Raw genomic sequence first — 25,799 nt, 5'->3', positions numbered from 1 at the left:
TGTTCAAAGCTATTATCAGTTCACATTTATATATTGAGATTCAGTCTATATGCAGATTTACTTGGCACGAAACAATCAACAAGCTGGTCCATATACGCTCGAGCAATTGAATCAGATGCTGGCGAATCAACAAGTCATGCTGACTGACCTGGCATGGCATCAAGGCATGACCGAGTGGAAAGCCTTAGGTGAACTTACCCAAGGAAAATCGGTATATCAACCCGAAGGTTATGTCGCTCCAGCAGTCACACCTGAAACGCCGGTATTCCAGAATAGCCAACCAACGACTTCGGCCTACTCACAGCCTCATACTCAAACAGCAACTCAAAAAAATGAACTTGCCAGTATTCCAAGCCGTATCCTGGCCAAAATTGTAGACGTATTACTGTGGCTACCAGCAACCTTCATTTTGACTGCTTTTTTTACGCCTGAACAGGAAACCCGGTTTGCTCAACTGAATGAAGAATTCATGAATGTTGTGCTGAGTAGCGATGCAGATCCTGCAATGGCTCAGCAATTACAGACTCAAATGTTTGAGATGTTTTCTCAGCAGGCGTGGCTTGCCACAGCGGTCTATTTGATTATCATGCTGGCCATTCAAGCCTTTCTGATTGCCAAATCAGGCCAAAGTATTGGTAAAAAGCTCACGAAAATCAAAATTGTAGATGCAGAATCAGGTGAAAAGCCCAGCCTGTTGCGCGCTTTTACTATTCGTAGCGTATTCTTCATATTTTTAAATATTGTATTTATGCCACTGAGTTTAATTATTGACTGGGCCTTCGGATTGGGCAAAAAACGTCAAACCTTGCACGACAAACTGGCAAAAACGAAAGTTGTGAAACAATAGCGCAGGAATACACAAAATGGGATGAATATCATCCCATTTTGATTACAGAACTTTGAAATTGAAATAAAATTCCCATAAATCCTCCCCAATCCAGACCAGCAAAATCGGTTTTTATTACAGGCATTTAAAGCGCCCTAGATATAGCTTAGTTCGTGAATCTCAGGCATAATGCCCTACAACGTAGCGGTGTATTGTGATTAATAGGATGTTTTGTAAAATTCAGCCTTTTTTGTCATATGCACTTTAATCGCTATCCCATATTAAATTAGGGAATGGGACTCTTCACCGAGGTTGTAAAATGAGACAAACGATTTTAGCTGTATTGTCTTTATCTGCGATGACTGCACTCTTGACCGGGTGTGGTGGTGATATGGTACTTCTGAACTCTAAAGGTCCAGTTGCAGCAGGTCAAAGTAACCTGATGATGACTGCGATTTACTTAATGCTTTTGGTGGTTATTCCATCAATCATCATGGCATTATGGTTCGGTTGGAAATATCGTGCATCGAATAAAGACGCAGACTATAAACCTACATGGGCACACTCTACTGCGATTGAAATTGTAGTATGGGGTATCCCTGTCATTATTATTGGTATTTTAGCTTGGTTAACTTGGTGGGGTTCCCACAAGTATGACCCATACCGTCCAATTGAAGCAGATAAAGCGCCATTAACTGTTCAGGTTATTGCTGAGCAATTTAAATGGATCTTCATCTATCCTGAGCAAGGCATTGCAACTGTTAACGAATTGCGTTTCCCAGAGCAAACTCCGGTAAGCCTTCGTTTAACCTCTAACTTCACGATGAACTCGTTCTTCATCCCGGCGTTAAGTGGTCAGATTTATGCAATGGCAGGTATGCAAACTCACCTTAACTTCTTAGCAGATGAAACTAGTCCAGCTGAAGGTTATCGTGGTTTCTCTTCAAACTATTCAGGCTATGGCTTCTCACAAATGCGCTTCCGTGCACATTCTGTGACTGATGCTCAATTTGCTGAATGGATTTCTGCTGTTCAGGCAGGAAACGGTACTTCAGTTAACCCTAATGCAGTACAAAAAACTGTTCTAGACCAAGCTGAATTTGCAACTTTACGTGACGGCAACCGTGGTAAACACCAGATCGAAGCGATTATTGCAAAAGCTGAAACTCCTGAAGAGAAGGCTGCTGCTGAAGCAATGAAGCCTTACCCTACTAAGCCACATCCTGTGACTTACTACTCTTCTGTAGAGCAAGGTTTGTTTGAATCTGTGATTCACAAGTATATGAGTAACTACCACGGTGCTGACCATTCAGCTCCTGTAGAAGCTGCAGCGACTGATGCTGTTGCTCATGAAGCGTCTGCTTCTGAAGCTCATGTAGCTGGTGAACATGCGACTGCTTCTCAAGGAGAATAAGACATGAGCTTCTTAGGTAAGTTAGGTCCAGATGCAATTCCTTACGATCCAATCGTATTGGCAACTGTTGCAATGATGATCCTGGGTGGTATCGCAGTTTTTGCTGGTATTACCTACTTCAAAAAATGGGGCTACCTGTGGAACGAATGGTTCACATCTGTAGACCATAAAAAAATTGGTATCATGTATATCTTCGTATCTGTGATCATGCTTTTGCGTGGTTTCGCCGATGCGATCATGATGCGTCTTCAGCAGTTCCTTGCAAAAGGTGGCGGCGAAGGTTATCTACACCCTGAGCATTACGACCAGATATTTACCGCGCATGGCGTGATCATGATCTTCTTCGTGGCAATGGGTCTTGTAGTTGGTTTAATGAACATCTCTGTACCGCTTCAAATCGGTGCACGTGACGTTGCATTCCCATTATTAAACTCTTTAAGCTTCTGGTTATTCGCCGGCGCTGCGGGTCTGATGATGGTTTCACTTGCGTTAGGTGAATTCGCTGCAACAGGTTGGATGGCATACCCTCCACTGTCTGGTATAGAATATTCTCCAGGCGTAGGTATGGACTACTACATCTGGGCACTGCAAATTTCAGGTCTGGGTACGCTATTAACGGGTGTTAACTTCTTCGTTACCATCATCAAAATGCGTGCGCCTGGCATGAAACTTATGGAAATGCCAATCTTTACCTGGACATCTTTATGTACAGCAGTATTGATTATTGCGGCTTTCCCAGTGTTGACTGCAACAATTGCAATGTTAACGCTTGACCGTTACTTCGGTTTCCACTTCTTTACTAACGACTTGGGTGGTAGCCCGATGTTGTACGTGAACTTGATTTGGACTTGGGGTCACCCGGAAGTATATATCTTGGTATTACCAGCATTTGGTATTTACTCAGAAGTTGTTGCGACTTTCTCGCGCAAAGCATTGTTCGGTTACAAATCAATGGTGTATGCAACAGTAGCAATCACAGTATTGTCATTCGTTGTATGGGTTCACCACTTCTTTACCATGGGTGCAGGTGCCAACGTTAACGCGTTCTTCGGTATCATGACCATGATTATTGCGATTCCGACTGGTGTGAAAATCTTCTCTTGGTTATTCACCATGTACAAGGGTCGTATTGTTTACACTACTCCAATGCTGTGGACACTAGGCTTCCTGGTAACTTTCGGTATCGGTGGTTTAACAGGTGTATTGATGGCGGTTCCACCAGCGGACTTCCTGGTACATAACTCTTTATTCCTGATTGCTCACTTCCATAACGTAATTATTGGTGGTGTAGTATTTGCGATGTTCGCAGGTATCATCTTCTACTGGCCGAAAATGTTCGGTTGGAGACTGAATGAGACTTGGGGTAAAGCAGCGTTCTGGTTCTGGTTCTTCGGTTTCTACTTTGCGTTCATGCCACTTTATATCCTTGGTTTCATGGGTATGACACGTCGTTTGAATACATTTGACAACCCAGAATGGGACCCGTATGTAAATATCGCGATGTTCGGTGCAGTTCTGATTGCGCTTGGTATCGTATGTTTCATTCTGCAAATCGTGGTTGGTTTCTTACAACGTGACCAACGTCTGGATTTGACTGGCGATCCATGGGATGGTCGTACCCTTGAATGGGCGACATCTTCTCCTGCTCCGTTCTATAACTTTGCTCATCTTCCAAAGATCAATGGTATTGATACTTTCTGGATCGAGAAAGAAAATGGTGTTGCGTATGCAAAACCAACGAAGTACGAAGATGTTCATATGCCAACTAACCGTGCTGCCGGTTTCGTTATCGCGATGTTCATCACTGTTATGGGCTTCGGTTTAATCTGGCACATCTGGTGGTTAGTAGTTGTTACGTTCCTTGCTTCTATCATTAGCTTCATCGTGTCTTCTTTCACCAAGAAAGTGGATTACTATGTTCCAGCTGCTGAAGTTGAGCGTATTGAAAACGAACGCTATGCGATTCTTGAAAAACACTTGAAGAAGGACTAAGACAATGGCTGAAGTACTTCATCACGATAACCACGGACACGATGAGCATCATCATCACGATGATACTGACATCACCGTCTTTGGTTTCTGGACTTACTTGATGAGTGACCTTGTCCTGTTCGGTACACTCTTCATTGCGTTCGCTGTTTTGAGTAGCCACATTCCTGTGGGTACTCCAAGTGCGAGAGACCTGTTTGGCGACTCTCTAGGTTTCGTTCTTACTGAAACCTTCGCCCTCTTGATCTCTTCTGTAACCTTTGGTTTTGCAGTTCTTGCTGCATACAAAAAAGACGTTGCAAAAGTACTGACTTGGTTAGCGATTACTTGGGTATTCGGTGCTATCTTCATCGGCATGGAACTATATGAGTTCAATCACCTAGTTCATGCTGGTCACGGTCCAAGCACAAGTGCGTTCTTATCTGCGTTCTTTACTTTGGTAGGTACGCACGGTATTCACGTAACTTCTGGTCTGGTCTGGATGATCGTGCTTATGGTTCAAATCAAGAAATATGGTTTGACTCTTGCAAACACGCGTCGTCTAGCTTGCCTAAGCTTGTTCTGGCACTTCCTTGACATCGTTTGGATCTGTGTATTCAGCGTAGTTTACTTGATGGGAGTTCTGTAATGAGTCACGATCATAACGCTGCTGGCGAATCACACGGTAACGTTAAGCAATATACTGTTGGCTTTATCCTTTCTGTCATCCTTACCGTAATTCCATTCGGTATGGTGATGGCAGGCGGTTTTGGCCGTGGTATCTTGATTACTGTCATCGCGATTACTGCGGTTGCTCAGATTCTTGTGCAGTTAATTTACTTCCTGCATATGAACTCTTCTTCAGAGCAACGCTGGAACGTGATTGCATTCGTGTATACCATCTTAACTATCGCTATTCTTTTAGTGGGTTCTGTATGGATCATGAATTACCTACACTACAACATGATGATCTAAACTGGTCGTCATGCTGAAAAAGTATTTATTCCTGACTAAGCCAGGAATTCTCTTCGGTAACTTTGTTACCACTTTGGGTGGCTACTTCGTAGCCACTCAAGGTTCTGTAGATTTCCTTCTCCTGCTTATTACCCTTCTCGGTACTACGCTTGTCGTAGCATCAGGATGTGTGGTCAACAACGTGATTGACCAGGACATCGACCAAAAAATGCAGCGCACCCAAAACCGTGCTCTGGTCACCAAAACCATTTCCGAACCTGTTGCCCTGGCCTTTGCTCTGGTATTAGGCATCGTTGGTTTTAGTCTTTTATGGTTCTGGGTAAATGCGTACGCTTTCTTATTCGCGGTGATTGGTTTTGTCGTATATGTTGGTTTCTACAGCCTATGGACAAAACGAACCACAATTCATCAGACTGTTGTAGGCAGTATTTCTGGTGCAGCTCCGCCTGTCATTGGTTATACCGCAGTAGCCAATCAATTTGACCTCGGTGCGTTACTGATCTTTTTAGGTTATGCGCTATGGCAAATGCCTCACTCATGGGCGATTGCGATTTACCGCTTTGATGATTACAAAAATGCAGGCATTCCGATTTTGCCTGTAGCGCGTTCGATTCATCGTACCAAGATTGAATCACTGGTTTATGTGGTGTTATTCACGCTGACCATGAATGCGTTATTTGTCTTTGGTTATGCCAACTGGTTCTATGCAGTGATTTTAAACTTACTGTGCATTTACTGGTTATATATCGGTGTCATTGGATTTAAAGCTGAAAATGATCAACTTTGGGCAAAGAAATATTTCTTGTTCTCGGTGATCCTGATTACTGTCATCAGTATTATCTTTAGCTTTACCTCAACTGCGCCATCTACACAGATTGTGTTTTTTTAAAAAGATAGAGTTAGTCTCTATCTTTTTTTATTTTGATTTTCCTATCCCCCATTCCAAGTATCTGTAGAGCAGAATCAAAATCTCTGCTTTAGAACCTCCCTCTCTTTTCTTATCTCTGATAAATTTACCGTTTTTTGGTTTTAGCCTGACATTGATAATGTGTATGCAGATTTTAAGTTAGAGAAAGCCACTTGATATTCTCAATAGTACATTTGCTGAATTTAAGCAGTCGAACCCTGCTGTTTTAAAGTTAATGTGGTTTTCTATTAAAAGATCTGACTATAGATATAATTTCGCAAAAATGTCTTATTTGGTTGAAATTATCCCTAAAGATCACTACAATTCCCCCTTCGCAAACACTGCGACACAACTTTGGTTGTGACTCCTTGCTTCAATTTACTTAAATTGGGGCTGTCCAAACCGTAAGGAGCTGACAATGCGTCATTACGAAATCGTACTTTTAGTACACCCTGATCAAAGCGATCAAGTCGTTGGTATGGTAGAACGCTACCTAACTCACATCAAAGAAGCTGAAGGTCAAATTCACCGTCTTGAAGACTGGGGCCGTCGTCAATTGGCTTACCCAATCAACAAGATCCACAAAGCTCACTACATTCTTATGAATGTTGAGTGTGGTCAAACTACTCTTGATGAGCTTGAAGAATTGTTCCGTTATAACGACGCAATCATTCGTAGCCTTATCATCCGTCGTGAAAACGCTATCACTGAAGAGTCATTATTGGCGAAAAGTGCTGAAGAAAAACGTGCGCGTAAAGCTCAACGTGAAGAAGCACAACACGCTCAAGACTCTGCTGAAGCTTAAGGAGAACATAACATGGCACGTTTTTACCGTCGTCGCAAGTTCTGCCGCTTTACAGCTGAGAACGTTACGTACATCGACTACAAAGATATCGACACTTTAAAACAGTACATCACTGAAAACGGCAAAATTGTTCCTAGCCGTATTACAGGTACTAAAGCTCGTTACCAACGTCAATTAGCGTTAGCTATCAAACAAGCTCGCTACTTGTCTTTGATCCCTTACACTGACAATCATAAGTGAGGTTGAGCTGTGGATATTATCTTATTACAACGCATTAAAAACCTAGGTAAACTAGGCGATAAAGTTTCAGTTAAAGCTGGTTACGGCCGTAACTTCCTTATCCCTCAAGGTAAGGCTGTTGCTGCAACTGAAGCAAACACTGCTGCTTTTGAAGCTCGTCGTGCTGAACTTGAGAAAGAAGAAGCTGCTATCTTGGCTGCTGCTCAAGCACGTGCTGACCAATTGAACGAAGTGAACATCGTTATCACTGCGAAAGCTGGTGATGAAGGTAAACTATTCGGTTCTATCGGTACTCGTGACATCGCTGACGCGTTGACAAATGCTGGTCTAGAAGTAGACCGTGCTGAAGTACGTCTTCCAAATGGCGCGCTTCGTCACACTGGCGAATTTAACATCGCAATCCAATTGCACCATGATGTTACTGCAGAAGTTCTAGTTACTATCGTAGCTGAGTAATTTCTCGCCTCAAAAAGAGCATGCGAAAGCATGCTCTTTTTTTATCTCTAAAAAATATAATCTAGCCAACACTGTCAAATTCATTTTATTATTCGTGTTTACAAAAAATTGCACTTCGCATTTTTGATCAGAGCGCGTATCATTTCATTTCGTCGTGAATAAACGCTATTCATCTCCGACGATATTTAACCATTGTATTTAAAATCAGGGATTTATATGTCACAGGCGAATGCCAGCAAAAAGGTAGCTCCTGCTAAACCAGAAATTGTTACTGAAAATAGCAATCTCAAGGAGTTCCGTACTCCGCCACACAATTTAGCAATTGAACAGGCTGTACTTGCTGCCCTTATGACTGTGGCTGAATCTTTTGAGCAGGTCGGTGATGTACTGACCGAAAATGATTTCTATGCCACCCGACATAAATATATCTTCCGTGCCATTGAGCAACTCTCTAAAGAAAACTCGCCTTATGATGCGGTTCTGGTGCATGACTGGCTCATCAAACAAAACTTGCTCGATGCAATTGGTGGCGAAGAATATCTGATGCAGTTAATGGCAGATTCGCCATCGAGTTTCTATAACCTGGAAACTTATGCAGGCAAAATTAAAGAATTCTCTACCCTGCGTAGTATGATTAAAGTCAGCTCTGAAATTTTACAAAATGCCTATGACACCAAAGGCCGTACTGTCAGTGAAATTCTGGATCTGGCTGAGACCAATATTTTCTCGATTGCCGAACAGCATAATAACAATGCCAAAGCGCAAGGGCCTAAGCCGATCAACTCGGTGGTCGCGGACGTATTCGACAAATTAAATGAACTGTCGCAAATGGAAGGCAGCATTACCGGTTTAACTACTGGTTTTGTGGAACTGGATAACAAAACTTCCGGCATGCAATCCGGTGACCTGATTATTGTCGCAGCGCGTCCTTCCATGGGTAAAACCACCTTTGCCATGAATCTGGTCGAAAGTGTTTTATTCAATAACAACCTGCCTGCTCTGGTCTATTCGATGGAGATGCCAGCCGACTCCATCGCCATGCGTTTGATTTCGTCATTTGGTCGCGTGCACCAAGGGCATTTACGTTCCGGTAAAATGGACAGTGATGAATGGTCAAAAGTCACCAGTACCATTGTGCATTTACAAGAAAAAAATCTGTATATCGATGATTCTTCTGCGCTACCACCAACAGAATTACGTGCCCGTGCGCGTCGTATTGCCAAAATGCATGGCGGAAAGCTGGGCTGTATCATGGTCGATTACTTGCAGCTGATGAAAGTACCCGGTATGGGCGATAACCGTGTCGGCGAGATCTCGGAAATCTCCCGAAGCTTAAAAGCTTTAGCGAAGGAAATGCAATGTCCGGTAATTGCCCTGTCACAGCTCAACCGATCGCTGGAAAACCGTCCAAACAAACGTCCGGTGATGTCCGACTTGCGTGAATCCGGTGCGATTGAGCAGGATGCCGACTTGATCATGTTTATTTACCGGGATGAGGTTTATAACAAGGAATCCAAGGAAGCTGGCACCGCCGAAATTATTATCGGTAAACAACGTAATGGCCCGATTGGTACCGTGCGTCTGGCATTCGAAGGTCAATATACCCGCTTTAGTAATCTCTCACCTGAGTTCTATGCTCAGTATGATGACGAAGAGTAATCAGGCTCTCGTCATCACATTTCCATCGTCCCTCTAGGAGTAATTTAGGGTGCGTCAAGCTACAGTTTATATTGACAGCGCTGCGCTGCAATATAATTTAAACCGTGTCAAACAACTTGCCCCAACCGCGAAAATCGTCAGCATGGTGAAAGCCAATGCTTATGGACACGGAGTTAAAGACTGCTTAGCAGCCTTAAGCGAAACCGATGCCTTTGGTGTTGCCTGTCTGCAAGAAGCCCTGGAAATTCGTGAATTAGGTTATTTACAGCCGATCACGCTTATCGAAGGTGTTTTTTCACCAGATGAGATGCCAATCGTAATTGAACAAAATATTGAAGTCATTGTGCATCAACAGGCACAAGTCGACTGGTTAATTGCACATAAAGATGCCTATATCGCCAAAGAACTTAAAGTCTGGGTCAAACTGAACAGCGGCATGAACCGCCTGGGCTTTAAGATTGAACCGATCAAAGACGTAATTTATACGCTAAAAGCCGCAGGCTTTACTTGCGTGCTTGCCATGCATTTTGCCAATGCCGATGCTGAGCATCCACTGAATGATGAACAAATCCGTCAATTCTTAGAAATTAAAAATGACTGTGCCCCAATTTTAGCCTCTTGCTGTAACTCGGCTGCAATCTATAAATATCCAGAATTGCATTTTGACTATGTCCGTCCCGGGATCATGCTCTACGGTGCGACTCCATTTGCAGACCAGGATGTGCATAATCTGGACTTAAAGCCAGTCATGAAGTTTACAGCTGAAATTATTGCCTTGAATGATATTCAAGCGGGTGAGCATGTCGGTTATGGTTCGACGTTTACCGCAAATCAAGACATGACGCTAGCGATTGTTTCAATTGGCTATGGTGATGGCTACCCTCGCGCTTTCCTGAAACAGAACTATGTCGCGATTAATGGCCAGCAAACTCGTGTGATCGGCCGCGTAGCGATGGATATGATTGCCATTGATGTGACAGGACTAGAAGTGCAATTGGGCACAGAAGTCGAACTTTGGGGTAAAACCCGTCTGGTGGATGATGTAGCGACAGCCAATGGCACGATTGGTTATGAACTATTATGCAGGCTCAGCAATCGTCCACTACGTCAAGTAGTCTGATCTAGTTCTCAAAATAAAAAAAGCCCAACTTATGTTGGGCTTTTTCTTTAGGCTGACTTTTGTTCTTCGCCCTGCTCTATGCATAATTGCATTAATAAGGCATCGACATGGCTTTGCTGAAAGGCAAAAGGATTAAAGTCATCAAATCCCATTTCCCGACAGAATTGCTGGATCTGACTGCGTTTGGAAATATATTTCATGGACCAGTCCGGGAAACTTGGATATTCAATTTCCTTGGTCTCAAATAATTTAATATCCTGATGGCGAGGATCTTTATTCAGTCGCTCCACCAGCAGACTTTTTAAAGTGGGACATTCACCTTCGAGACATTGAAAAAAATAACCATCAGCAAAATACAGTACACCTGTCACTTGATGCTGGTAATTAAAATCACGAGCTTCTTTCAGGATATTCGCCAAATCTTCAAGTAAGTCAGGTTTGGGAGAAGTACTTTTACTGGCATAACAAAATTGGTACATGTGCTAACTCCTCTTTTTTTATTATACCTGATGCATAGAAGTTAACACTGTACGCGAAAAACCTGAACCCGGATAGGTTTATTATAAGAAATACTCATTAGAGGGAACCGGAAGTTCCGCCAATCCTTTTTTCAAGGTCTCTGACCATTGCCGGCTGATTGACGTGAAATACTCATCATCTTCGGCAATACGCTTGCCTCTTGGCATGATCAGACTGTCTTTTTTATAGACCAGCACATCGAGGGGCATACCAACCGATACATTGGAACGTAGGGTCGATGCAAATGAAATCAGGGAACAGCGCAAAGCTTCATCCAGCGGCATATCATAAGTCAGCGCACGATCCAGGATCGGCTTGCCATATTTACTTTCGCCAATCTGGAAATACGGCGTATCGCGTGTGGCACAGATAAAGTTCCCTTGCGGATAGACATGATAAAGCTGCATATCCTGATCTTTAAGTTGCCCCCCGACCAGCAGATTGCAATAGTAATTGCTTTGTTCCGAAATATCGCTCGTAACATTCGCAATCACTTTTTTCAGCATACTTCCAACCAGCTCAGCGACATCAAACATGGTGTGCAGACTCAAGATATTGGGTTCCTGCTTCAGTTCGAGCTGATTTTTGATATGCCCAATTACGGCTTGTGTTGTTGCCAGATTTCCGGATGCCTGTATGACGATCATACGTTCACCAGGAATACCAAAGGTATACAACTTTCGAAATACAGAAATGTGATCTACTCCGGCATTGGTCCGGGTATCACTGATAAAAAGCATACCTTGCTCTAAACGTAGTGCACAACAATACGTCATTCATTCGTCCTTATTAATATCCTAGCACTTGAACGATGGAATGCATGGATTCCACACCGCCCTTTTCTCTGACACCGCGTACCGGCGCCACATCCCAATAATCCCGTCCAATCGCCACATAAACATGCGAACTTGGAGTAAACAACAGATTACTGACATCAAAACAATACCATGTCTGGTCTACAAACACCTCTGCCCAAGCGTGACTGGCCAGATGCGAAGCATTTTGTGCATATAAATAACCAGAAACATAGCGGGCAGGTAAACCTAGATATTTGCACATGGCAATAAAAATATGACTATGGTCCTGACAGACGCCCTGTCTGGACTCAAAGGCATCTATTGCAGAGCCTTGCACTGAAGTACTGTTGGAAATATAAGGCACATGCTCCAGCAAGGCCTGTGCCAGTTCAATCAAATGCTGACGGGTTAATGCAGGAACATGACGTTGTGCAAAGTCTTTCATTGCTGCATTACATTGTGTCGATTCGGTCGGCTGTAGAAAAAGATTGAGATTGATTGAATCATTCAGTCCACTCTGATGCGCAGGATTCAGTTCAACAATCCCTTGCGCCATGATAGTCAGGGAATAATAAGGCTCCCGCTGGCTACAGGTCATCCACAGATTATGAAATGCATCTTTCCGGATTTCTTTATTACCCGGTACACTGATATCCCAAGAATGAACCCGCTGATGCGCATTGCTCGAAGGCATCATTTTAATGTACTGAATACTGTTCCTCACCTCGGCCGTGTACATATAATGCGTTTGGTGATTCACCATCAATTTCATACATCTGCCTCAAACAGTTGATGGATATGGTCACTAAACTGGTAGAACTGAATCCGGTTCGGTTCTGTACGCAACTGTTCCCAGTACTGTTCCAGATCATCCCAGCCCATTTCCACCAGAATTCTGACCACATAATCAATCTTGCAGAGTGTGGTACTAGTCTCTTCACCCAGGCGTAACTGATGATCGAGCTGTTCGACACATTGCCCTAGACTAAAAAACAGAAAAATATCGGAAGATTCGGCTTCCAGAATATCTTCACATTCCGTCACCACTTCACAGATATAACCAGCATTTTTGTCTGCGGTTTTGATCAGTTTCATCAGTTCCGCATAGCCTGAAGCAGACAGCACCCCTCGTAATTCCTGAATATTGTCTTTGGCCACTTTAAACTGCTGGCTAAAAGACGCCACTTGCGTAGGATCAAGTACTAGCTCATTTAGGGAACTGGCATCAAAGGCAGGTAAACAAAAGGCATGGGCATACGCCACTGCCGCTTCGTCTTCTAAAAATGGAAAGCGCGCACATAAAAAATGAGTGCGAGATAAATAACGCCCTAGCCAAAAAATATGTTGTGCATTGCTATTCAGCAAAACCATGACATTTTCCTTCTTTGGAATCTTATGAATGTAAATTGTCGACTACCCAGGTATCTTTGATACCACCACCCTGTGATGAATTCACCACCAGTGAGCCGGGCTGCATCGCCACACGGGTCAAGCCACCCTGTACGATTTCAGTACGATAAGGCGAACTTAATACAAATGGGCGTAAGTCGATATGACGTTCAGCAATACCAAAATTGGTCAAAGTCGGACTAACCGATAAGTCCAAAGTTGGCTGCGCAATATATAAATGCGGCGCAGCTAAAATTTTCTCCCTGAAAGTTTCAATTTGCTGTTTAGAGGCTTGTGGTCCAATGAGCATGCCATAACCGCCCGAACCCTGCGCTTCTTTCACCACCAGTTGATCCAGATGAGCCACGACATAGTCTAATTCTTCAGAATTACGACATTGATAAGTCGGAACATTTTTTAGAATTGGCTGCTCGCCCAAATAAAAATGAATCATTTTGTCGACATATGGATAAACCGATTTGTCATCTGCCACACCGGTTCCCGGTGCATTGGCAATCACAACATTATTTTGCAAATAAGCTGACATCAAGCCAGCCACACCCAAAGTGCTATCCGGTTTAAAGCATAAGGGATCAAGAAACGCATCATCGACCCGTCTATAAATAACATCGACTCGTTGGCGACCACGTATGGTTTTTACATAAACCTTCGAGTCATCAACAAAAAGGTCACGTGATGTTACCAATGGTACACCCATCTCCCTTGCAAGGAAGGCATGTTCATAGTAAGCGCTATTAAAACGTCCTGGGGTCAGCACCACGACAAATGGCTTGTCGACGTAGGCATTTTCGATCAGGATTTCTTTCAATAATTGTGGATATTGCTCGATTCCGGCAATCTTGGACTGCTCGAATACTTTTGGCATGAGTTTTTCACTGATCTTGCGGCATTCCAGCATATAAGACACGCCAGATGGCGTTCTGAGATTATCTTCTAAGACATAAAACTCGCCCTTGGAATCACGGATCACATCGATTCCGCTAATCTGGCTATAAATCCCGCCTTTCAAGCTATGTTGATACATATGCGGCTGATAGGCCTCATGAGTTAAAATCTGCAATTCAGGAATGATATTGGCTTTTAAAATGTCCTGTTGATGATAAATATCATGTAAGAATAAATTTAGCGCCCGTACCCGTTGTGCCGAGCCTAAAGCCACCATATTCCACTGTTTCCGGTCTATGACTCGCGGAATGATATCGTAGGGAATAGTGCGTTCTACGCCTTCTTCATCGCCATAAACGGTAAAGGTAATACCGTGATTTAAAAAATGTTCTTTTGCTACCTGATTCAGTGCATTGAGTTCATCCAGCGTATGTTGAGATAACCATTCTTCCAGTCTTTGACCTGTCTGACTGGACAGCACATGTTCATCCTGCATTTCATTAAAGAACGTTGAAGATAACTGCTGCAGTAAAAGTTGTGGGTTTGTTGTAGTAGATACCGCTGTAGTTTTAGTGTCTATAAAATTTTTTCCAATATTCTGGGAACTAAATTTATCAATTGTTTCAATCACATTTGTATCCTGATTTCCTTTAAGCATACAAACCCTCGTATTATCATCTATTATAATTAAATCAAAGCAATATCCATGCCATGACATCTGCATTTCAATTACCATTAATCTAATAAATGCCCAATGAACTCAATGCTATTTTCGACCAAGTTGTTTTAGAATTGTAGGACAAATGTTGCACAGAGGGACTTGCGAAAAAATCAGAGTTTTTTTATTGTGTTAAGCTAAGCCTAGATTCCCTCTTCTTTATTGCCAGCAAAATAAATTATGTCAGCACAAGAAAAAGAAACTTCAAACAGTCTGTATCGCCAATGGCAAATTTTGTCGCGTCTTTCTACCGGCAAATGGATGGGAACACGTGAATTACAGGAAATCCTGAATCGCGAAGGCATTGATATCAGTCTGCGCACCATTCAGCGCGACCTGAATCAGATTGCTCAACGCTTTCCGATTGAAAGCAGTAAAACCACGCCGCAAGGCTGGCGTTGGCGTTCAGATGCGCCGCTGCAAAGTTTGCCGCATATGACCAGTTCGCAAGCGGTCACTTTCATGATGGTCGAAGAACATTTAAAACATCTGCTGCCGCCGAGCCTGATCGATGAGATGAATCCGTGGTTTGATCTGGCACGACGCAGTCTTTCTTCCCAGAACAATGTCCGGCAATGGATTAACCGCGTACGTATTGTTCCAGCTACCCAGCCGCTGATTCCACCTGTGGTAGATAAGGCCGCGCAACAAGCGGTGTACGAAGGTCTGTTACAGGACAAACAACTGGAATGTGTGTATCAGGGCCGTGGTCATAACAGTGAAGAAAAAACCTATATTCTCAATCCTCTGGCATTGGTACAAAAAGGGTCGATCATTTATCTGGTGTGTACCCGTCATGACAAATCGGATATCCAGACCTTTGCCCTGCACCGCTTTAAATCGGCCGTGGTGCTAAATTCCCGCGCCTTGCATCCGGTCAATTTCGATATTGATGAGTATATTGATTCTGGTGCGCTGGGCTTCCGGGTGGACTTTAACCATCCTACCGAAAATGTCACGCTTAAACTCAGCATGTCAGAATCGGATGCGCATTACTTTGAGGAAAGCCAGCTCAGCAAAGACCAGAAGATTGAAAAAATGGACAATGGCATGTCGCTGATCACAGCTACCGTGCCATTTACCTCCCAACTGGTCTGGTGGTTACGCAGCTTTGGTAAAAAGATTAAACATATTGAACCGAGTATTGTAGCCAATGCAGTCGCTCAACTGGATGAGGAAAACCCTTAACCACACAGGCTTCATCCAGATTCTTTTAGGTATTCCAGAATAAAAAAATCCCCAAATTGGGGACTGGAGAATTATGCTTATATTTTTGTTCTTGTTGTGGTGATCTGCCGCTGTGCTAAGCTGCTTTTCTTTGATACCCCGAAATGCAACTTGGATGAAACATCAATATTTAAAAATGACTGAGACATGAGCAAGCCAGCTCAGCATTATTAAAGCGAATGGATTTTTTGGTCATGGTTTAAGACTCCTACGTAGTGAATAAACCGACTATAAAGTCATCTGCCTTACTTGTGAAATAAATAGAATGCATGTCTTTTGCAGATTTTTTCTATAGTACTTTTTTCGAAAAATTTATCTATATAATCGCTGCTGATTTATTGCCCGGCTTAATAGCATTTTCGGCAAGTGGATAAAATCGAATAACAATTCTCTGCTTGTATAAGATACCTCGCTCTGCACATCATAAAGCCCTATAGAAGTAGAAATAGGGACTTAATTTTACAATGGCTAACCCTGCTCAATTAGTACGTCACAAGCTGCTCAATACTTTCTTTTCCCGCCATTCGGTCTGGTTTGCCTGCATTGTGATTGCAGTGATTTTTACTACATTTCATATCGGTTATTCGCCGCGTTATATCTATTATTTTATGCCGCAAACGTTAGTGAATACCCTGTGGATCCTGAGCATTCTGCTGAGTTTGCTGGGTTTGTATGATATACTACAAAATAAGCATTCCATTCTGAAAAATTATCCCATTATGGGACATTTCCGCTTTATCTTTGAGGAATTCCGTCCCGAGATTCGTCAGTATTTTATTGAAGCCGACCGGGACGCACTGCCTTTTTCCCGTATGCAGCGCAGTCTGGTGTATCAGCGGGCAAAAAATGAAAATTCTGATAAACCTTTCGGCTCGATCCTGAATGTCTATGAAGATAATTACCGTTTTGTTAGTCATTCCATCACGCCCTGCAAAGTTGCCGATCCGCAGACTTTTCGTATCCTGATTGGAAATGAGCAATGTACCCAGCCCTTTTCAGCTTCTATTTTAAATATTTCAGCCATGAGCTTTGGAAGCATGAGTGCCAATGCGATACGGGCACTTAATCTCGGTGCTAAAAAAGGTGATTTTTTCCATGATACTGGAGAAGGCAGTATCAGTCCCTACCACCTGGAATATGGCGGCGATCTGGTCTGGGAAATTGGCAGCGGTTATTTTGGCTGCCGTACTTTAGATGGGCAGTTTGATCCGGAACGTTTTGCTGCACAAGCCCAATTACCTCAAGTGAAGATGATTGAAATCAAGCTTTCGCAAGGCGCAAAACCTGGCCACGGCGGTATATTACCTAAAAGTAAAATTTCGGAAGAAATTGCCCAAATTCGAGGCATCAACCGTGATCATGATTGTGTTTCACCTTCGAGTCATCCAGCATTTAGTACGCCGATTGAAATGATGCATTTCATAAAAAAATTACGTGAACTTTCCAACGGAAAACCGGTCGGATTTAAGCTGTGTCTGGGTCAACCGTGGCAGTTTATGAGCATGGTCAAAGCCATGTTACATACCCAGATCTACCCAGATTTTATTGTGGTTGATGGCTCTGAAGGTGGAACCGGTGCTGCACCCATTGAATTAATTGACTATGTTGGCGCCCCTTTAAGAGAAGGTTTGCTGTTTGTACACAATACCCTGGTTGGTGCAGGATTGAGAGATAAGATCAAAATTGGTGCAAGTGGTAAAATTATTAGTGCATTCGATATTGCCAGTACGCTTGCCATTGGTGCGGATTGGGTGAATTCCGCCCGTGGTTTTATGTTTGCAGTGGGCTGTATTCAGGCTCAAAGCTGTCATACCAATCAATGTCCGGTTGGGGTCACGACCCAGGATAAAGATCGCCAGAAAGCCTTACATGTGCCGACCAAGGCAGAACGGGTATTTCATTTTCATAAAAACACTTTACATGCCCTGTCTGAACTGATTGCTTCCGCTGGTCTGAAACACCCTTCAGCCATTAAGGCGCATCATCTGGCACAACGTGTGAATAATCACGAAATAAAGAACTTTGCGCAGATTCATTTCTGGTTGAAAGAAGGCGAATTATTATCCTGTGAAAATAAGGATGAGGAGAACTTCTACTTCCGGATGTGGAATTTGGCCCAATTAGAAAAATTTTAAATCAATAGCATTAGAACTAAAAAAGGCGTTTTCATAAACGCCTTTTTAAATATTAAATTTTCAATCTATTAATAATAAGTTTTGCTGCCGTGTGCATGCAGAAAGGCAGGAATCAAACCCGTCAATGCAGCACGAATATCAGCACGCTCATTGATTAACTGATGCGAACCCTCTTCTAGCATAAGCAAAGTCTGGAGCCGGAATTTACGCCGGATAAATTCGATATTATAACGCCAGTCCACAGTCTGATCCTGTGCACCCTGTGCCAGCCAGACTGGAATACGACAAGCCGGACGCGCTTCCATTTCCAGCATCCAGCGTGACATCGCCAAAATCCAGTCCATACCCATCATTCGCGGTTGTAATGGATCTTTAAGCCGGATAAAACGCAAAAACTCCGGATTATGGTTATTGCGTCTGAAATGTCGGGGAACTTCACGTTTGATTCGGCTAATAATGCCCAATCCGACCGAATTATGCCACCAAGCAGTTTTGGCGGGACGAATCAATGGTGATAATAGCAAGACCCGCTCAACAAAAGGATTTTCGCGACGTTCCGCAAACTCCAGTAAATGGTGCATCCAGATCGCACCCCCGGTACTTTGCCCGATGCCAACCCAAGGTTTGGGTAATTGTGAAGCATGTTGCACATAACGATGTACGGCATGCAAAACCTGCTGATAATGATCAAAATTCTGAATGCTGGCAGGTGAACCATCACTCAGGCCATGTCCGGGCAGGTCATAGGTCAATACGCTAAAACCCTGTTCCAAAAGCTCTTTGACAATAGGCTGATAAATGCCGCTATGTTCCAGATAACCATGTAGCAGAAAAGCAGTTCCCTGAATCTTGTTAAAGCGGGTATTTTCCAGATTCGGTTCAAACACCTGTACATGCAACTTGAATAAAGGCATCTGTACATAGCCCTGCCAGTGTTTGCAATCCAGCAAATCAAAACCATAAAGCTTGCGATAGGACTGCAGATCAATCGGCGGTTCATCACTACGATTCAGGTTTAAAGGTGGCAAGAGTTGAGGCGTAACATCCCGACTCGGAATGGGTAAATCCAGCTGTTTCAGAATGGTGGGATTTAAAAATGGGATATCAGACATTATGGCACCTCCCGACAGTCACTGGATCCAAACCACATATCGCGCATGGTCGCCAACATTTCATAATTGGCACGACGACTGTGATCATAATTTTGTGCACTTGGACGCCACCGTGTCAATGGCGTTGGCATCGGCGCTTCTACCGGAATGGTTTGTATGCCATTTAAAGCAAATAAACGGCGGGTACGCGGCATATGATAACGATCCGTAATCAGAATCACTGTAGGCGCTCCACCTTTCTTTTGTAATAGTAATGAACTGAATCGTGTATTTTCACAAGTGTTCATGCTGCGATCTTCCAGTAATTTGGCATCGACACCATGATTTTTTAACCAGCGCTGCATATATGGTGCTTCGACTCCACTCAGAACAATCGGCAACTGATAATGTTTTTCTACTGCCAGCGTGGTTTCCAGACGTAGTCTCGTATAGTTATTGACGACAATTTCTTTACCCTGCTCATCTAGAGTTAAGCCACCACCCAATACCACAATGGCATAAGGCTGAGAGCGATTCGCGGGTTTAGCCTGCTGTTGCTCTTGTAATAAAGCTAAGTCCTGCTGGATTTCCTCTCCATCAGTTTCCTGTACCGAACTGGCTTCGCCTTGTTCCAGCGGATGCGTCGTCAGAAACTCCATATATTGCTCAATACGTTCCTTGTTTTCACTACTGTCCCACTCCAGCAATTCCCGGACATTGGCTGTCGGATCGACTGGTTCTGCATCTTCCTGTGAGGACAATAACGGTACCTGAGCGGGCGGACTTTGCTCTGCTTTTTGATCTTGTTGCTCGCGCTGATAATCTTCAATTACCTGCTGCAGTGCTTTATAACGTGCCTGAATCAGCATGAGGTTGGCAGAATTATTTTGCTGAATATCCTGTTCCATGACCTTTAAATACGCCTGACGGGCAATCCACAAATCAGAGCCAGGTTCCAGATTTTCATGCTCGCTCAATGCTGCCATTTTCTGGCTTTGGGCCGCGACTTCATTTAGCTCTAAGGAGACAAACTGGTTTAAGCCCTTGACGATCATTTTTGAGTAAAAAGGCGTATAAACCAACACCAATAGACAGCCGCATAGCACAAACAGTCCAGTGACAATTTGTAGCAAACGTACTATCCAATGGGTGTTTTTCATGTTATTCCTCGACCTGATGAGAACGGATCAAACCATTTTTATCGAACAATACAGGTTCAGGTTCCAGCATCAGACTAAATTTTTCCCAAACTGATTGCTGTACCCCACGATACGTTTTACGAACATCGGTGAGAGAGGCTTGACCATAATTCACCAAGACCAATGCCTGTTTGTGAAACATGCCGACAGGCCCCAACTGTTTACCCTTCCAGCCCGCCTGATCAATCAGCCAGCCCGCTGCTAGTTTAACTTGAGCATTGGCTTGTTGGTAATGGGGTAAATTCGGGAAAGATACAGCAATTTGGTCAAAGACCACCTGATCAACCACTGGATTTTTAAAGAAGCTACCCACGTTGGGAAATTCTTGCGGATCAGGTAATTTGCTCTGACGAATCTGAATGACCTGTTGCTGCAAGTTTTCTGCTGTGAGCTGATCACCGACCGCAGTCTTCAGGTCACCGTAATTCAGTTTCAAATCTGGCTGTTTAAGTAATCTAAAAGTCACATGGGTAATCACATAACGATTGGGATCATCTTTAAAAATACTATGCCGGTAGGCAAACTGACAATCTGCTGCCTGAATCGAAGCAAACTGTTTCAATTGTCGGTCATAGACCTCAACAGAATCGATGAATTCTCCGACTTCGACGCCATAAGCGCCAATATTCTGTACTGGAGAAGCACCGACACGTCCAGGAATCAGGGCCAGATTTTGTAAACCATGCAGATCTTGTGCTGTAGTCCAGAGCACAAAGTCATGCCAGCCTTGACCACCGCCTACACGTAAGCGCTGCGAGTGATCATCAGCATCCAGCATTTCAATGCCTTGAATATCCATATGCAGAACCAGCGCATCAATCTGCTCCGGCAACAACATATTACTGCCGCCTGACAGGATCAGCACATTGAGTTGCTGCTGTTCAGCAAAATCCAGTGCAGCCAGTAGATCAGCGGTTGATTGAATCTGAGCATAATGTGAAGCAACTGCTTCTAAATTTAAGGTATTAAAAGGTTTAAGTTGAACCTGAGTTTGAATCTGCATCGCTTAAACCTTATGTAAATTCTGTTTAAAAATTTCAATCCAGGCCTGGCTGCTGGACTCACACTGATCAAGCACCCGCTCAAAGCCATCCGCTTCGCCATAATAGGGATCGGGTAAAGCCTGTTTCGGATAGGTCTGATCATGTTCACTCATCAATGCCACACGTGCACGTACATGACCAAACTGAGTTTCTGCCAGACGCTGTATGTTCTGGATATTGGATAAATTCTCCAGATCCATCGCCAGAATCAGATCATAATCAATAAAATCGTGTGGAATGAGTTGACGTGCGCGAAGTGCTGAAAGGTCATAGCCACGTTTCAGCGCATGCTTTTGGCTACGCAAGTCCGGTGCCTTGCCCGGATGATAATTACTGGTTCCGGCAGAATCGACCACAATGTTCAGTTGCTGTTCATCACAATAATGTCTGAGTACAACTTCTGCCGTGGGAGAGCGGCAAATATTTCCCAAACAAACACATAACACCTTGTATGGCGTTCTGGATGACATAAACAACCTCAGAGCTACTTTATTTTAAGGATTCTTATGTTAAGTTATTTATATACTGATTCCTATCTTACAACCATAGAATAATCTCGTATTTGCAATAAAAAAATCAAGGATATCGCCATGAATCGTTTTCAGTTTCAAACCGTCCCCAATATCATTGCCGGACTAGGCACGATTCAGGAATTATTTAAAATTCTAAAAAATGGCCGTTATCAACGTCTTCTGCTAGTGACTGACCCGGGGATGCTGAAGCAGCAATTACATCTGCCGCTTCTTGATATTATTGAATCTGCCGGGCTGGAGTACGTGATTTACTCGGATGTTCAGGCCGATCCGCCCGATACAGTGGTGCTTGAAGCGGCGGCTTTTGCAAAACAGGAAAATATTGATGTGGTGCTGGGCTTTGGTGGTGGCAGCTCGATGGATGTGGCCAAACTCATTGCAATTTTGGCGCATCCCGAGCAGCATCAGACACTGTCCGATCTGTATGGCGTTGATAATGCTACCGGACCGCGTTTAGCTTTAATTCTGGTACCGACCACCGCTGGAACAGGTTCGGAAGTGACGCCGATTTCGATTGTCACCACAGGTGAAACGACCAAAACTGGCATTGTCGCGCCCATTCTCTATGCAGATATTGCCATTCTGGATGCAACCTTTACCCAAAATCTTCCGGCACAGATCACTGCCGCCACCGGCATTGATGCCATGGTACATGCCATTGAAGCTTATACCTCAAAACACAAGAAAAATCCTTATTCGGATATGCTGGCCAAACAGGCTTTAAGATTACTGAATGCCAATCTGCAGCGCGTGCTGCAAGACGGTTATGATTTAGAGGCCCGTCAAAATATGCTGGTCGGTTCCATGCTCGCCGGACAAGCCTTTGCCAACGCACCGGTCGCCGCCGTACATGCGCTGGCTTATCCATTGGGTGGACATTTTCATCTGTCGCATGGGCATAGCAATGCGCTGGTTCTAACTGAAGTATTAAAGTTTAATGCGCCAGCGGCCAAACAGCTCTATGCGGAATTGATGACCTGGTTGGATCCTTACAGTAAAGGTTGTCATGATGGTCTGACCGATCTGTTTATTGATCATTTTAATAATCATCTGCTGCAAAGCGGTTTGACTCTAAAACTAAATTAGTTGAATGTTCCGGAACATATGCTGCAGGTCATGGCAGAAGATGCGATGCAACAAAGCCGGCTGTTACAGAATAATCCACGTGAACTCAAGGTGGAGGATGCTTATCAGATTTATCAGGCGATCTATGCCTAGACCAATTTCCACCTAAGCCTTGTCTAGCTGAGGACTGAATACTGATGAAAGCCACGATCAAGCAACGCGAACACTATACATTTTTCTTACCCATTCAAACCCGCTGGGCAGACAATGATTTATATGGTCATGTCAACAATGTGACCTATTACAGTTATTTTGATACCGCAGCCAATGCCTTGCTGATTCAGGAAGCCGATTTTGATCCGAAATATTCCCCGATGATTGGACTGGTGGTCAGCTCCAACTGTCAGTTTAATCAGGAACTGTCTTATCCGGAAATTATTGAAGTTGGCGTGGCCATTGAAAGCCTGGGAAGCTCATCGCTCAGCTATGATCTGGCCATTTTTAAACGCAATTCAGATACAGCGGCTGCACAGGGCAATTTTGTTCATGTATTTGTCGATCGTGAGACACGAAAAAGCACCCCGATTCCAGTCGAAATGCGGGATGCTTTATCTCGATTTGTTACGCCTTAAAGCCCTGCATATTTCCTGCCTATTTCAGCTGAATATTTTGCAGTTCACCATCAAATTGCTGTAACAGATCGCGTACTGCCGGTTCAGCATGCAACAATTCTTCGGCACGTTTAAAAGCACGCGCCTTACGCTGATGCTGCATGGTATACGGCGTGAGCTGGTCCACATTTTCAAATTTCACTTGGAAATTGGTTTGCGGCCATTGCTGTTGTAAGGCAGCTTCCAGATTATGTTGTAATTGGGTCAACAACTGCTGGTACTGCTCAGGAATATGGAAAACAGATTCACCATTAATCTGGCCGCTCATGACACCATACTGTGCCAGTTCCTGTACCGCTGGAGAAAGCTGGCTGTTACGGAACCAGTATTCCCATTTTTCTACGCTCCACTCGCCTTCTAAGGTTTGCTCAGGTATTTTTAAAATATCCTGTGGCATCAGATTCTGCGTATTTACATCTTGGGAAATATCTTCCAGCAAAGCTGTCTGTGCAACTGGCTGAACCGGAACTGTATTTTCAAGAGCAGGCTGAGCAATCGAATCCTGTGAAAGTTCCAATTCCGGTGCAGCAAGACTAAATTCCTCATCAGCAGACATACTGTCTTGTGCTGGCTCGGTAGGGATGACAGCATCTGCAGGAATAAACTCTTCAAGCAGCAAATCATCCGAACTGTTGCTGGTAGCAGGTGCTTCTGGCGTACTCTCGATTTCATCAAAACCAAATAAGCCTTTGTCATCATTTGGATCAAAAATAATTTGATCACTAGACTGCACTTCTTCAATGGTGGTCTGAATTACTACGGGCTGGACAGATTCAGGCTCAGTGATGCTGGTTGGCTCGTCTTCATCCAAAAAATCATCCGAAGAAGGTTCAGACGCTGATGCGACATCAATCTCCTCATCTGTCTCATCGTCCAGAGAAAAATCATCAAATACAGGCTCCGCTTCAAATGATTGTGTTTCTACGGACTCAGATTGAAGTTGTGTCTGAACGGGCTGCTGTAGGCGTGTTGTATGAGTGGCTGCCTGTTGCGGTGCAGTCTCCTGCATCACCGGAATTTCGCTTGGCTGTAAGGGACAGAAAGCCAATAAACGTAGCACCGTCATCTCAAAACCTTGTTCCTGCGTAACTGCAAGCTGTAAATCGGCACGCCCCTTACAGGCAATCTGATAATAGAGTTGCAGGTCTTGTGCTGAAATTATAGCCGATAATTGCATGATCTTTTGATTGATCTCTGCACTGTATTTCAGGCTCAGATCTGGCAGGTACTGCAATAAAGCCAGTTCATGCAATGTCGAAATCAGCTGGTCGAGCACCAACGATACATCCAGAGCCTGCTGGCGGAACTGCAATAATAACTCGCTAACACGTGCTTTCTGGTTCTGGTGAATCGCCAGAATCAGGTCATAAATAATAGTGCGGTCAATCAGACCCAGCATGTCTTTGACATCCTGATGCTGAATCCCTCCCTGACCATAGGCAATCGCCTGATCGGTCAACGACAAGGCATCACGCAGAGAACCTTGTGCAGATTCAGCAATCTGCCAGATGGCATCCTGATCAGACTGAATGCTTTCTTTGCTAAGAATATGGCCTAGATGTTCAGTAATTTCATCGACTGCCAATGGACGCAAAGTAAATTGCAGACAGCGAGAAATTACGGTAATGGGTAGTTTTTGCGGATCGGTGGTTGCAAACAAGAATTTGACATGTTCTGGCGGTTCTTCCAGCGTCTTTAACAGCGCATTGAAAGAATGCGTGGAGAGCATGTGCACTTCATCGATCAGGTAGACTTTAAAGCGACCTTGAGTCGGTGCATAAGGCACATTGTCGAGCAACTCACGGGTATCTTCCACCTTGGTGCGTGACGCCGCATCGATTTCGATTAAATCAATAAAGCGGCCTTCATTGACTGCGTTACAGGTCGGGCACACCTCGCAAGGAGTCGAAGTAATACCGGTTTCACAGTTCAGGCACTTCGCCAAAATACGTGCAATCGTGGTTTTTCCGACACCACGTGTTCCCGTAAACAAATAGGCATGATGCAAACGGCCACGTTCGAGCGCGCTGGTTAAAGCACGTGATACATGGTTTTGCCCCACCAATTCATTGAAATTACGAGGACGGTATTTTCGCGCAAGTACTTGATACATGTATGCTCCTTTTTACAGGTCTA

At 43.9% G+C, this 25,799-nt stretch carries 24 protein-coding genes and 1 pseudogene; 15 read left to right on the top strand and 10 right to left on the bottom strand.

Annotated features, from left to right (window positions below; translation table 11 throughout):
* Positions 1-49: 49 nt before the first annotated feature.
* The 11 genes from PV763_RS02910 (at position 50) to alr (ending at position 10,370) form a co-directional block, all read left to right on the top strand.
* On the top strand, positions 50-847 hold the full coding sequence (locus tag PV763_RS02910; RefSeq protein ID WP_005247265.1) for an RDD family protein: 798 nt from the start codon (positions 50-52) through the stop codon (positions 845-847).
* Between the two features lie 298 nt (positions 848-1,145).
* A complete protein-coding gene (gene cyoA, locus PV763_RS02905; protein ID WP_243474530.1) occupies positions 1,146-2,240 on the top strand; it encodes a ubiquinol oxidase subunit II in 1,095 nt (364 codons plus the stop codon).
* Between the two features lie 3 nt (positions 2,241-2,243).
* On the top strand, positions 2,244-4,232 hold the full coding sequence (gene cyoB, locus PV763_RS02900) for a cytochrome o ubiquinol oxidase subunit I (RefSeq protein ID WP_148334479.1): 1,989 nt from the start codon (positions 2,244-2,246) through the stop codon (positions 4,230-4,232).
* Between the two features lie 4 nt (positions 4,233-4,236).
* On the top strand, positions 4,237-4,857 hold the full coding sequence (cyoC, locus tag PV763_RS02895; protein ID WP_004278786.1) for a cytochrome o ubiquinol oxidase subunit III: 621 nt from the start codon (positions 4,237-4,239) through the stop codon (positions 4,855-4,857).
* Positions 4,857-5,183, top strand: a complete 327-nt coding sequence (locus tag PV763_RS02890; protein WP_004645410.1) for a cytochrome o ubiquinol oxidase subunit IV — start codon at positions 4,857-4,859, stop codon at positions 5,181-5,183. Before cyoC ends, PV763_RS02890 begins: the two co-directional genes overlap by 1 nt.
* A 10-nt stretch (positions 5,184-5,193) precedes the next feature.
* Positions 5,194-6,072: a heme o synthase gene (gene cyoE, locus PV763_RS02885; protein WP_153566251.1), complete on the top strand. Its 879-nt coding sequence runs from the start codon at positions 5,194-5,196 to the stop codon at positions 6,070-6,072.
* Between the two features lie 436 nt (positions 6,073-6,508).
* A complete protein-coding gene (rpsF, locus tag PV763_RS02880) occupies positions 6,509-6,895 on the top strand; it encodes a 30S ribosomal protein S6 (RefSeq protein WP_004278789.1) in 387 nt (128 codons plus the stop codon).
* Positions 6,896-6,907: 12 nt separating this feature from the next.
* Positions 6,908-7,135, top strand: coding sequence for a 30S ribosomal protein S18 (gene rpsR / locus PV763_RS02875; protein ID WP_004278792.1), 228 nt, complete (start codon positions 6,908-6,910; stop codon positions 7,133-7,135).
* Between the two features lie 9 nt (positions 7,136-7,144).
* A complete protein-coding gene (rplI, locus tag PV763_RS02870; protein WP_004278793.1) occupies positions 7,145-7,591 on the top strand; it encodes a 50S ribosomal protein L9 in 447 nt (148 codons plus the stop codon).
* A 216-nt stretch (positions 7,592-7,807) separates the two neighbouring features.
* Positions 7,808-9,250: a replicative DNA helicase gene (dnaB, locus tag PV763_RS02865; RefSeq protein ID WP_044108866.1), complete on the top strand. Its 1,443-nt coding sequence runs from the start codon at positions 7,808-7,810 to the stop codon at positions 9,248-9,250.
* A gap of 49 nt (positions 9,251-9,299) precedes the next feature.
* A complete protein-coding gene (gene alr / locus PV763_RS02860) occupies positions 9,300-10,370 on the top strand; it encodes an alanine racemase (RefSeq protein ID WP_253146273.1) in 1,071 nt (356 codons plus the stop codon).
* A 47-nt stretch (positions 10,371-10,417) separates the two neighbouring features.
* On the opposite strand, the gene PV763_RS02855 is transcribed toward alr, so the two are convergent.
* From PV763_RS02855 to PV763_RS02835, 5 genes are all read right to left on the bottom strand, one after another.
* Complete coding sequence (locus tag PV763_RS02855; protein WP_314136359.1) at positions 10,418-10,849, bottom strand: BLUF domain-containing protein; 432 nt, start codon at positions 10,847-10,849, stop codon at positions 10,418-10,420.
* A gap of 81 nt (positions 10,850-10,930) precedes the next feature.
* Positions 10,931-11,665 (bottom strand): proteasome-type protease, encoded by a 735-nt coding sequence (locus PV763_RS02850; protein WP_004278798.1) that lies wholly within the window; start codon positions 11,663-11,665, stop codon positions 10,931-10,933.
* A 13-nt stretch (positions 11,666-11,678) separates the two neighbouring features.
* A complete protein-coding gene (locus PV763_RS02845; RefSeq protein WP_216986133.1) occupies positions 11,679-12,458 on the bottom strand; it encodes a transglutaminase family protein in 780 nt (259 codons plus the stop codon).
* Positions 12,455-13,057: an alpha-E domain-containing protein gene (locus tag PV763_RS02840; RefSeq protein WP_313565505.1), complete on the bottom strand. Its 603-nt coding sequence runs from the start codon at positions 13,055-13,057 to the stop codon at positions 12,455-12,457. Before PV763_RS02840 ends, PV763_RS02845 begins: the two co-directional genes overlap by 4 nt.
* 22 nt (positions 13,058-13,079) lie before the next feature.
* Positions 13,080-14,639, bottom strand: coding sequence for a circularly permuted type 2 ATP-grasp protein (locus PV763_RS02835; RefSeq protein ID WP_314136364.1), 1,560 nt, complete (start codon positions 14,637-14,639; stop codon positions 13,080-13,082).
* Positions 14,640-14,879: 240 nt separating this feature from the next.
* On the opposite strand from PV763_RS02835, the gene PV763_RS02830 reads away from it, so the two are divergent.
* The gene (locus tag PV763_RS02830) at positions 14,880-15,887 is read left to right on the top strand and encodes a WYL domain-containing protein (protein WP_314136367.1); all 1,008 of its coding nucleotides are present in this window, start codon (positions 14,880-14,882) and stop codon (positions 15,885-15,887) included.
* Between the two features lie 503 nt (positions 15,888-16,390).
* Complete coding sequence (locus PV763_RS02825) at positions 16,391-18,061, top strand: glutamate synthase-related protein (RefSeq protein ID WP_420937314.1); 1,671 nt, start codon at positions 16,391-16,393, stop codon at positions 18,059-18,061.
* Between the two features lie 68 nt (positions 18,062-18,129).
* Here the strand turns inward: PV763_RS02825 and PV763_RS02820 are convergent, their stop codons facing one another.
* Genes PV763_RS02820 through PV763_RS02805 form a run of 4 tightly spaced genes read right to left on the bottom strand, consistent with a single transcriptional unit; the run spans position 18,130 to position 21,864 of the window.
* On the bottom strand, positions 18,130-19,173 hold the full coding sequence (locus PV763_RS02820; RefSeq protein ID WP_314136370.1) for an alpha/beta hydrolase: 1,044 nt from the start codon (positions 19,171-19,173) through the stop codon (positions 18,130-18,132).
* Positions 19,173-20,312 carry a YdcF family protein gene (locus PV763_RS02815; protein WP_314136372.1) on the bottom strand — a complete coding sequence of 380 codons (1,140 nt, stop codon included), beginning with the start codon at positions 20,310-20,312 and terminating at the stop codon, positions 19,173-19,175. Before PV763_RS02815 ends, PV763_RS02820 begins: the two co-directional genes overlap by 1 nt.
* A 1-nt stretch (position 20,313) precedes the next feature.
* Positions 20,314-21,354, bottom strand: coding sequence for a UDP-N-acetylmuramate dehydrogenase (murB, locus tag PV763_RS02810; RefSeq protein ID WP_314136374.1), 1,041 nt, complete (start codon positions 21,352-21,354; stop codon positions 20,314-20,316).
* Between the two features lie 3 nt (positions 21,355-21,357).
* Positions 21,358-21,864 carry a low molecular weight protein-tyrosine-phosphatase gene (locus PV763_RS02805; RefSeq protein WP_004645426.1) on the bottom strand — a complete coding sequence of 169 codons (507 nt, stop codon included), beginning with the start codon at positions 21,862-21,864 and terminating at the stop codon, positions 21,358-21,360.
* Positions 21,865-21,984: 120 nt separating this feature from the next.
* Between PV763_RS02805 and PV763_RS02800 the strand changes: the two are divergent.
* Both PV763_RS02800 and PV763_RS02795 read left to right on the top strand, forming a co-directional pair.
* Positions 21,985-23,145 (top strand): annotated as a pseudogene (locus PV763_RS02800) (iron-containing alcohol dehydrogenase).
* Between the two features lie 44 nt (positions 23,146-23,189).
* The gene (locus PV763_RS02795) at positions 23,190-23,624 is read left to right on the top strand and encodes a thioesterase family protein (protein ID WP_314136380.1); all 435 of its coding nucleotides are present in this window, start codon (positions 23,190-23,192) and stop codon (positions 23,622-23,624) included.
* A gap of 19 nt (positions 23,625-23,643) precedes the next feature.
* Here PV763_RS02795 and dnaX read toward each other — a convergent pair whose 3' ends face one another.
* The gene (gene dnaX, locus PV763_RS02790) at positions 23,644-25,776 is read right to left on the bottom strand and encodes a DNA polymerase III subunit gamma/tau (protein ID WP_314136383.1); all 2,133 of its coding nucleotides are present in this window, start codon (positions 25,774-25,776) and stop codon (positions 23,644-23,646) included.
* Positions 25,777-25,799 lie beyond the last annotated feature (23 nt).

The sequence above is a fragment of the Acinetobacter sp. AS5 genome (genome assembly GCF_048957595.1).
Lineage (GTDB): Bacteria > Pseudomonadota > Gammaproteobacteria > Pseudomonadales > Moraxellaceae > Acinetobacter.
Note: the sequence above shows the minus strand (reverse complement) of the source record. Positions and strands in the feature narration are given on the sequence as shown.

What these genes read in the sequence shown, in the direction of transcription:
- PV763_RS02840 (WP_313565505.1), bottom strand. Translation starts at nt 13,057, where the DNA reads ATGGTTTTGCTGAATAGCAATGCACAACATATTTTTTGGCTAGGGCGT.
- cyoA (WP_243474530.1), top strand. Translation starts at nt 1,146, where the DNA reads ATGAGACAAACGATTTTAGCTGTATTGTCTTTATCTGCGATGACTGCA.
- PV763_RS02855 (WP_314136359.1), bottom strand. Translation starts at nt 10,849, where the DNA reads ATGTACCAATTTTGTTATGCCAGTAAAAGTACTTCTCCCAAACCTGAC.
- rpsF (WP_004278789.1), top strand. Translation starts at nt 6,509, where the DNA reads ATGCGTCATTACGAAATCGTACTTTTAGTACACCCTGATCAAAGCGAT.
- PV763_RS02890 (WP_004645410.1), top strand. Translation starts at nt 4,857, where the DNA reads ATGAGTCACGATCATAACGCTGCTGGCGAATCACACGGTAACGTTAAG.
- PV763_RS02805 (WP_004645426.1), bottom strand. Translation starts at nt 21,864, where the DNA reads ATGTCATCCAGAACGCCATACAAGGTGTTATGTGTTTGTTTGGGAAAT.
- murB (WP_314136374.1), bottom strand. Translation starts at nt 21,354, where the DNA reads ATGCAGATTCAAACTCAGGTTCAACTTAAACCTTTTAATACCTTAAAT.
- dnaB (WP_044108866.1), top strand. Translation starts at nt 7,808, where the DNA reads ATGTCACAGGCGAATGCCAGCAAAAAGGTAGCTCCTGCTAAACCAGAA.
- PV763_RS02825 (WP_420937314.1), top strand. Translation starts at nt 16,391, where the DNA reads ATGGCTAACCCTGCTCAATTAGTACGTCACAAGCTGCTCAATACTTTC.
- dnaX (WP_314136383.1), bottom strand. Translation starts at nt 25,776, where the DNA reads ATGTATCAAGTACTTGCGCGAAAATACCGTCCTCGTAATTTCAATGAA.
- PV763_RS02850 (WP_004278798.1), bottom strand. Translation starts at nt 11,665, where the DNA reads ATGACGTATTGTTGTGCACTACGTTTAGAGCAAGGTATGCTTTTTATC.
- PV763_RS02835 (WP_314136364.1), bottom strand. Translation starts at nt 14,639, where the DNA reads ATGCTTAAAGGAAATCAGGATACAAATGTGATTGAAACAATTGATAAA.
- cyoB (WP_148334479.1), top strand. Translation starts at nt 2,244, where the DNA reads ATGAGCTTCTTAGGTAAGTTAGGTCCAGATGCAATTCCTTACGATCCA.
- cyoC (WP_004278786.1), top strand. Translation starts at nt 4,237, where the DNA reads ATGGCTGAAGTACTTCATCACGATAACCACGGACACGATGAGCATCAT.
- rpsR (WP_004278792.1), top strand. Translation starts at nt 6,908, where the DNA reads ATGGCACGTTTTTACCGTCGTCGCAAGTTCTGCCGCTTTACAGCTGAG.
- PV763_RS02830 (WP_314136367.1), top strand. Translation starts at nt 14,880, where the DNA reads ATGTCAGCACAAGAAAAAGAAACTTCAAACAGTCTGTATCGCCAATGG.
- PV763_RS02845 (WP_216986133.1), bottom strand. Translation starts at nt 12,458, where the DNA reads ATGAAATTGATGGTGAATCACCAAACGCATTATATGTACACGGCCGAG.
- PV763_RS02910 (WP_005247265.1), top strand. Translation starts at nt 50, where the DNA reads ATGCAGATTTACTTGGCACGAAACAATCAACAAGCTGGTCCATATACG.
- PV763_RS02820 (WP_314136370.1), bottom strand. Translation starts at nt 19,173, where the DNA reads ATGTCTGATATCCCATTTTTAAATCCCACCATTCTGAAACAGCTGGAT.
- cyoE (WP_153566251.1), top strand. Translation starts at nt 5,194, where the DNA reads ATGCTGAAAAAGTATTTATTCCTGACTAAGCCAGGAATTCTCTTCGGT.
- PV763_RS02815 (WP_314136372.1), bottom strand. Translation starts at nt 20,312, where the DNA reads ATGAAAAACACCCATTGGATAGTACGTTTGCTACAAATTGTCACTGGA.
- PV763_RS02795 (WP_314136380.1), top strand. Translation starts at nt 23,190, where the DNA reads ATGAAAGCCACGATCAAGCAACGCGAACACTATACATTTTTCTTACCC.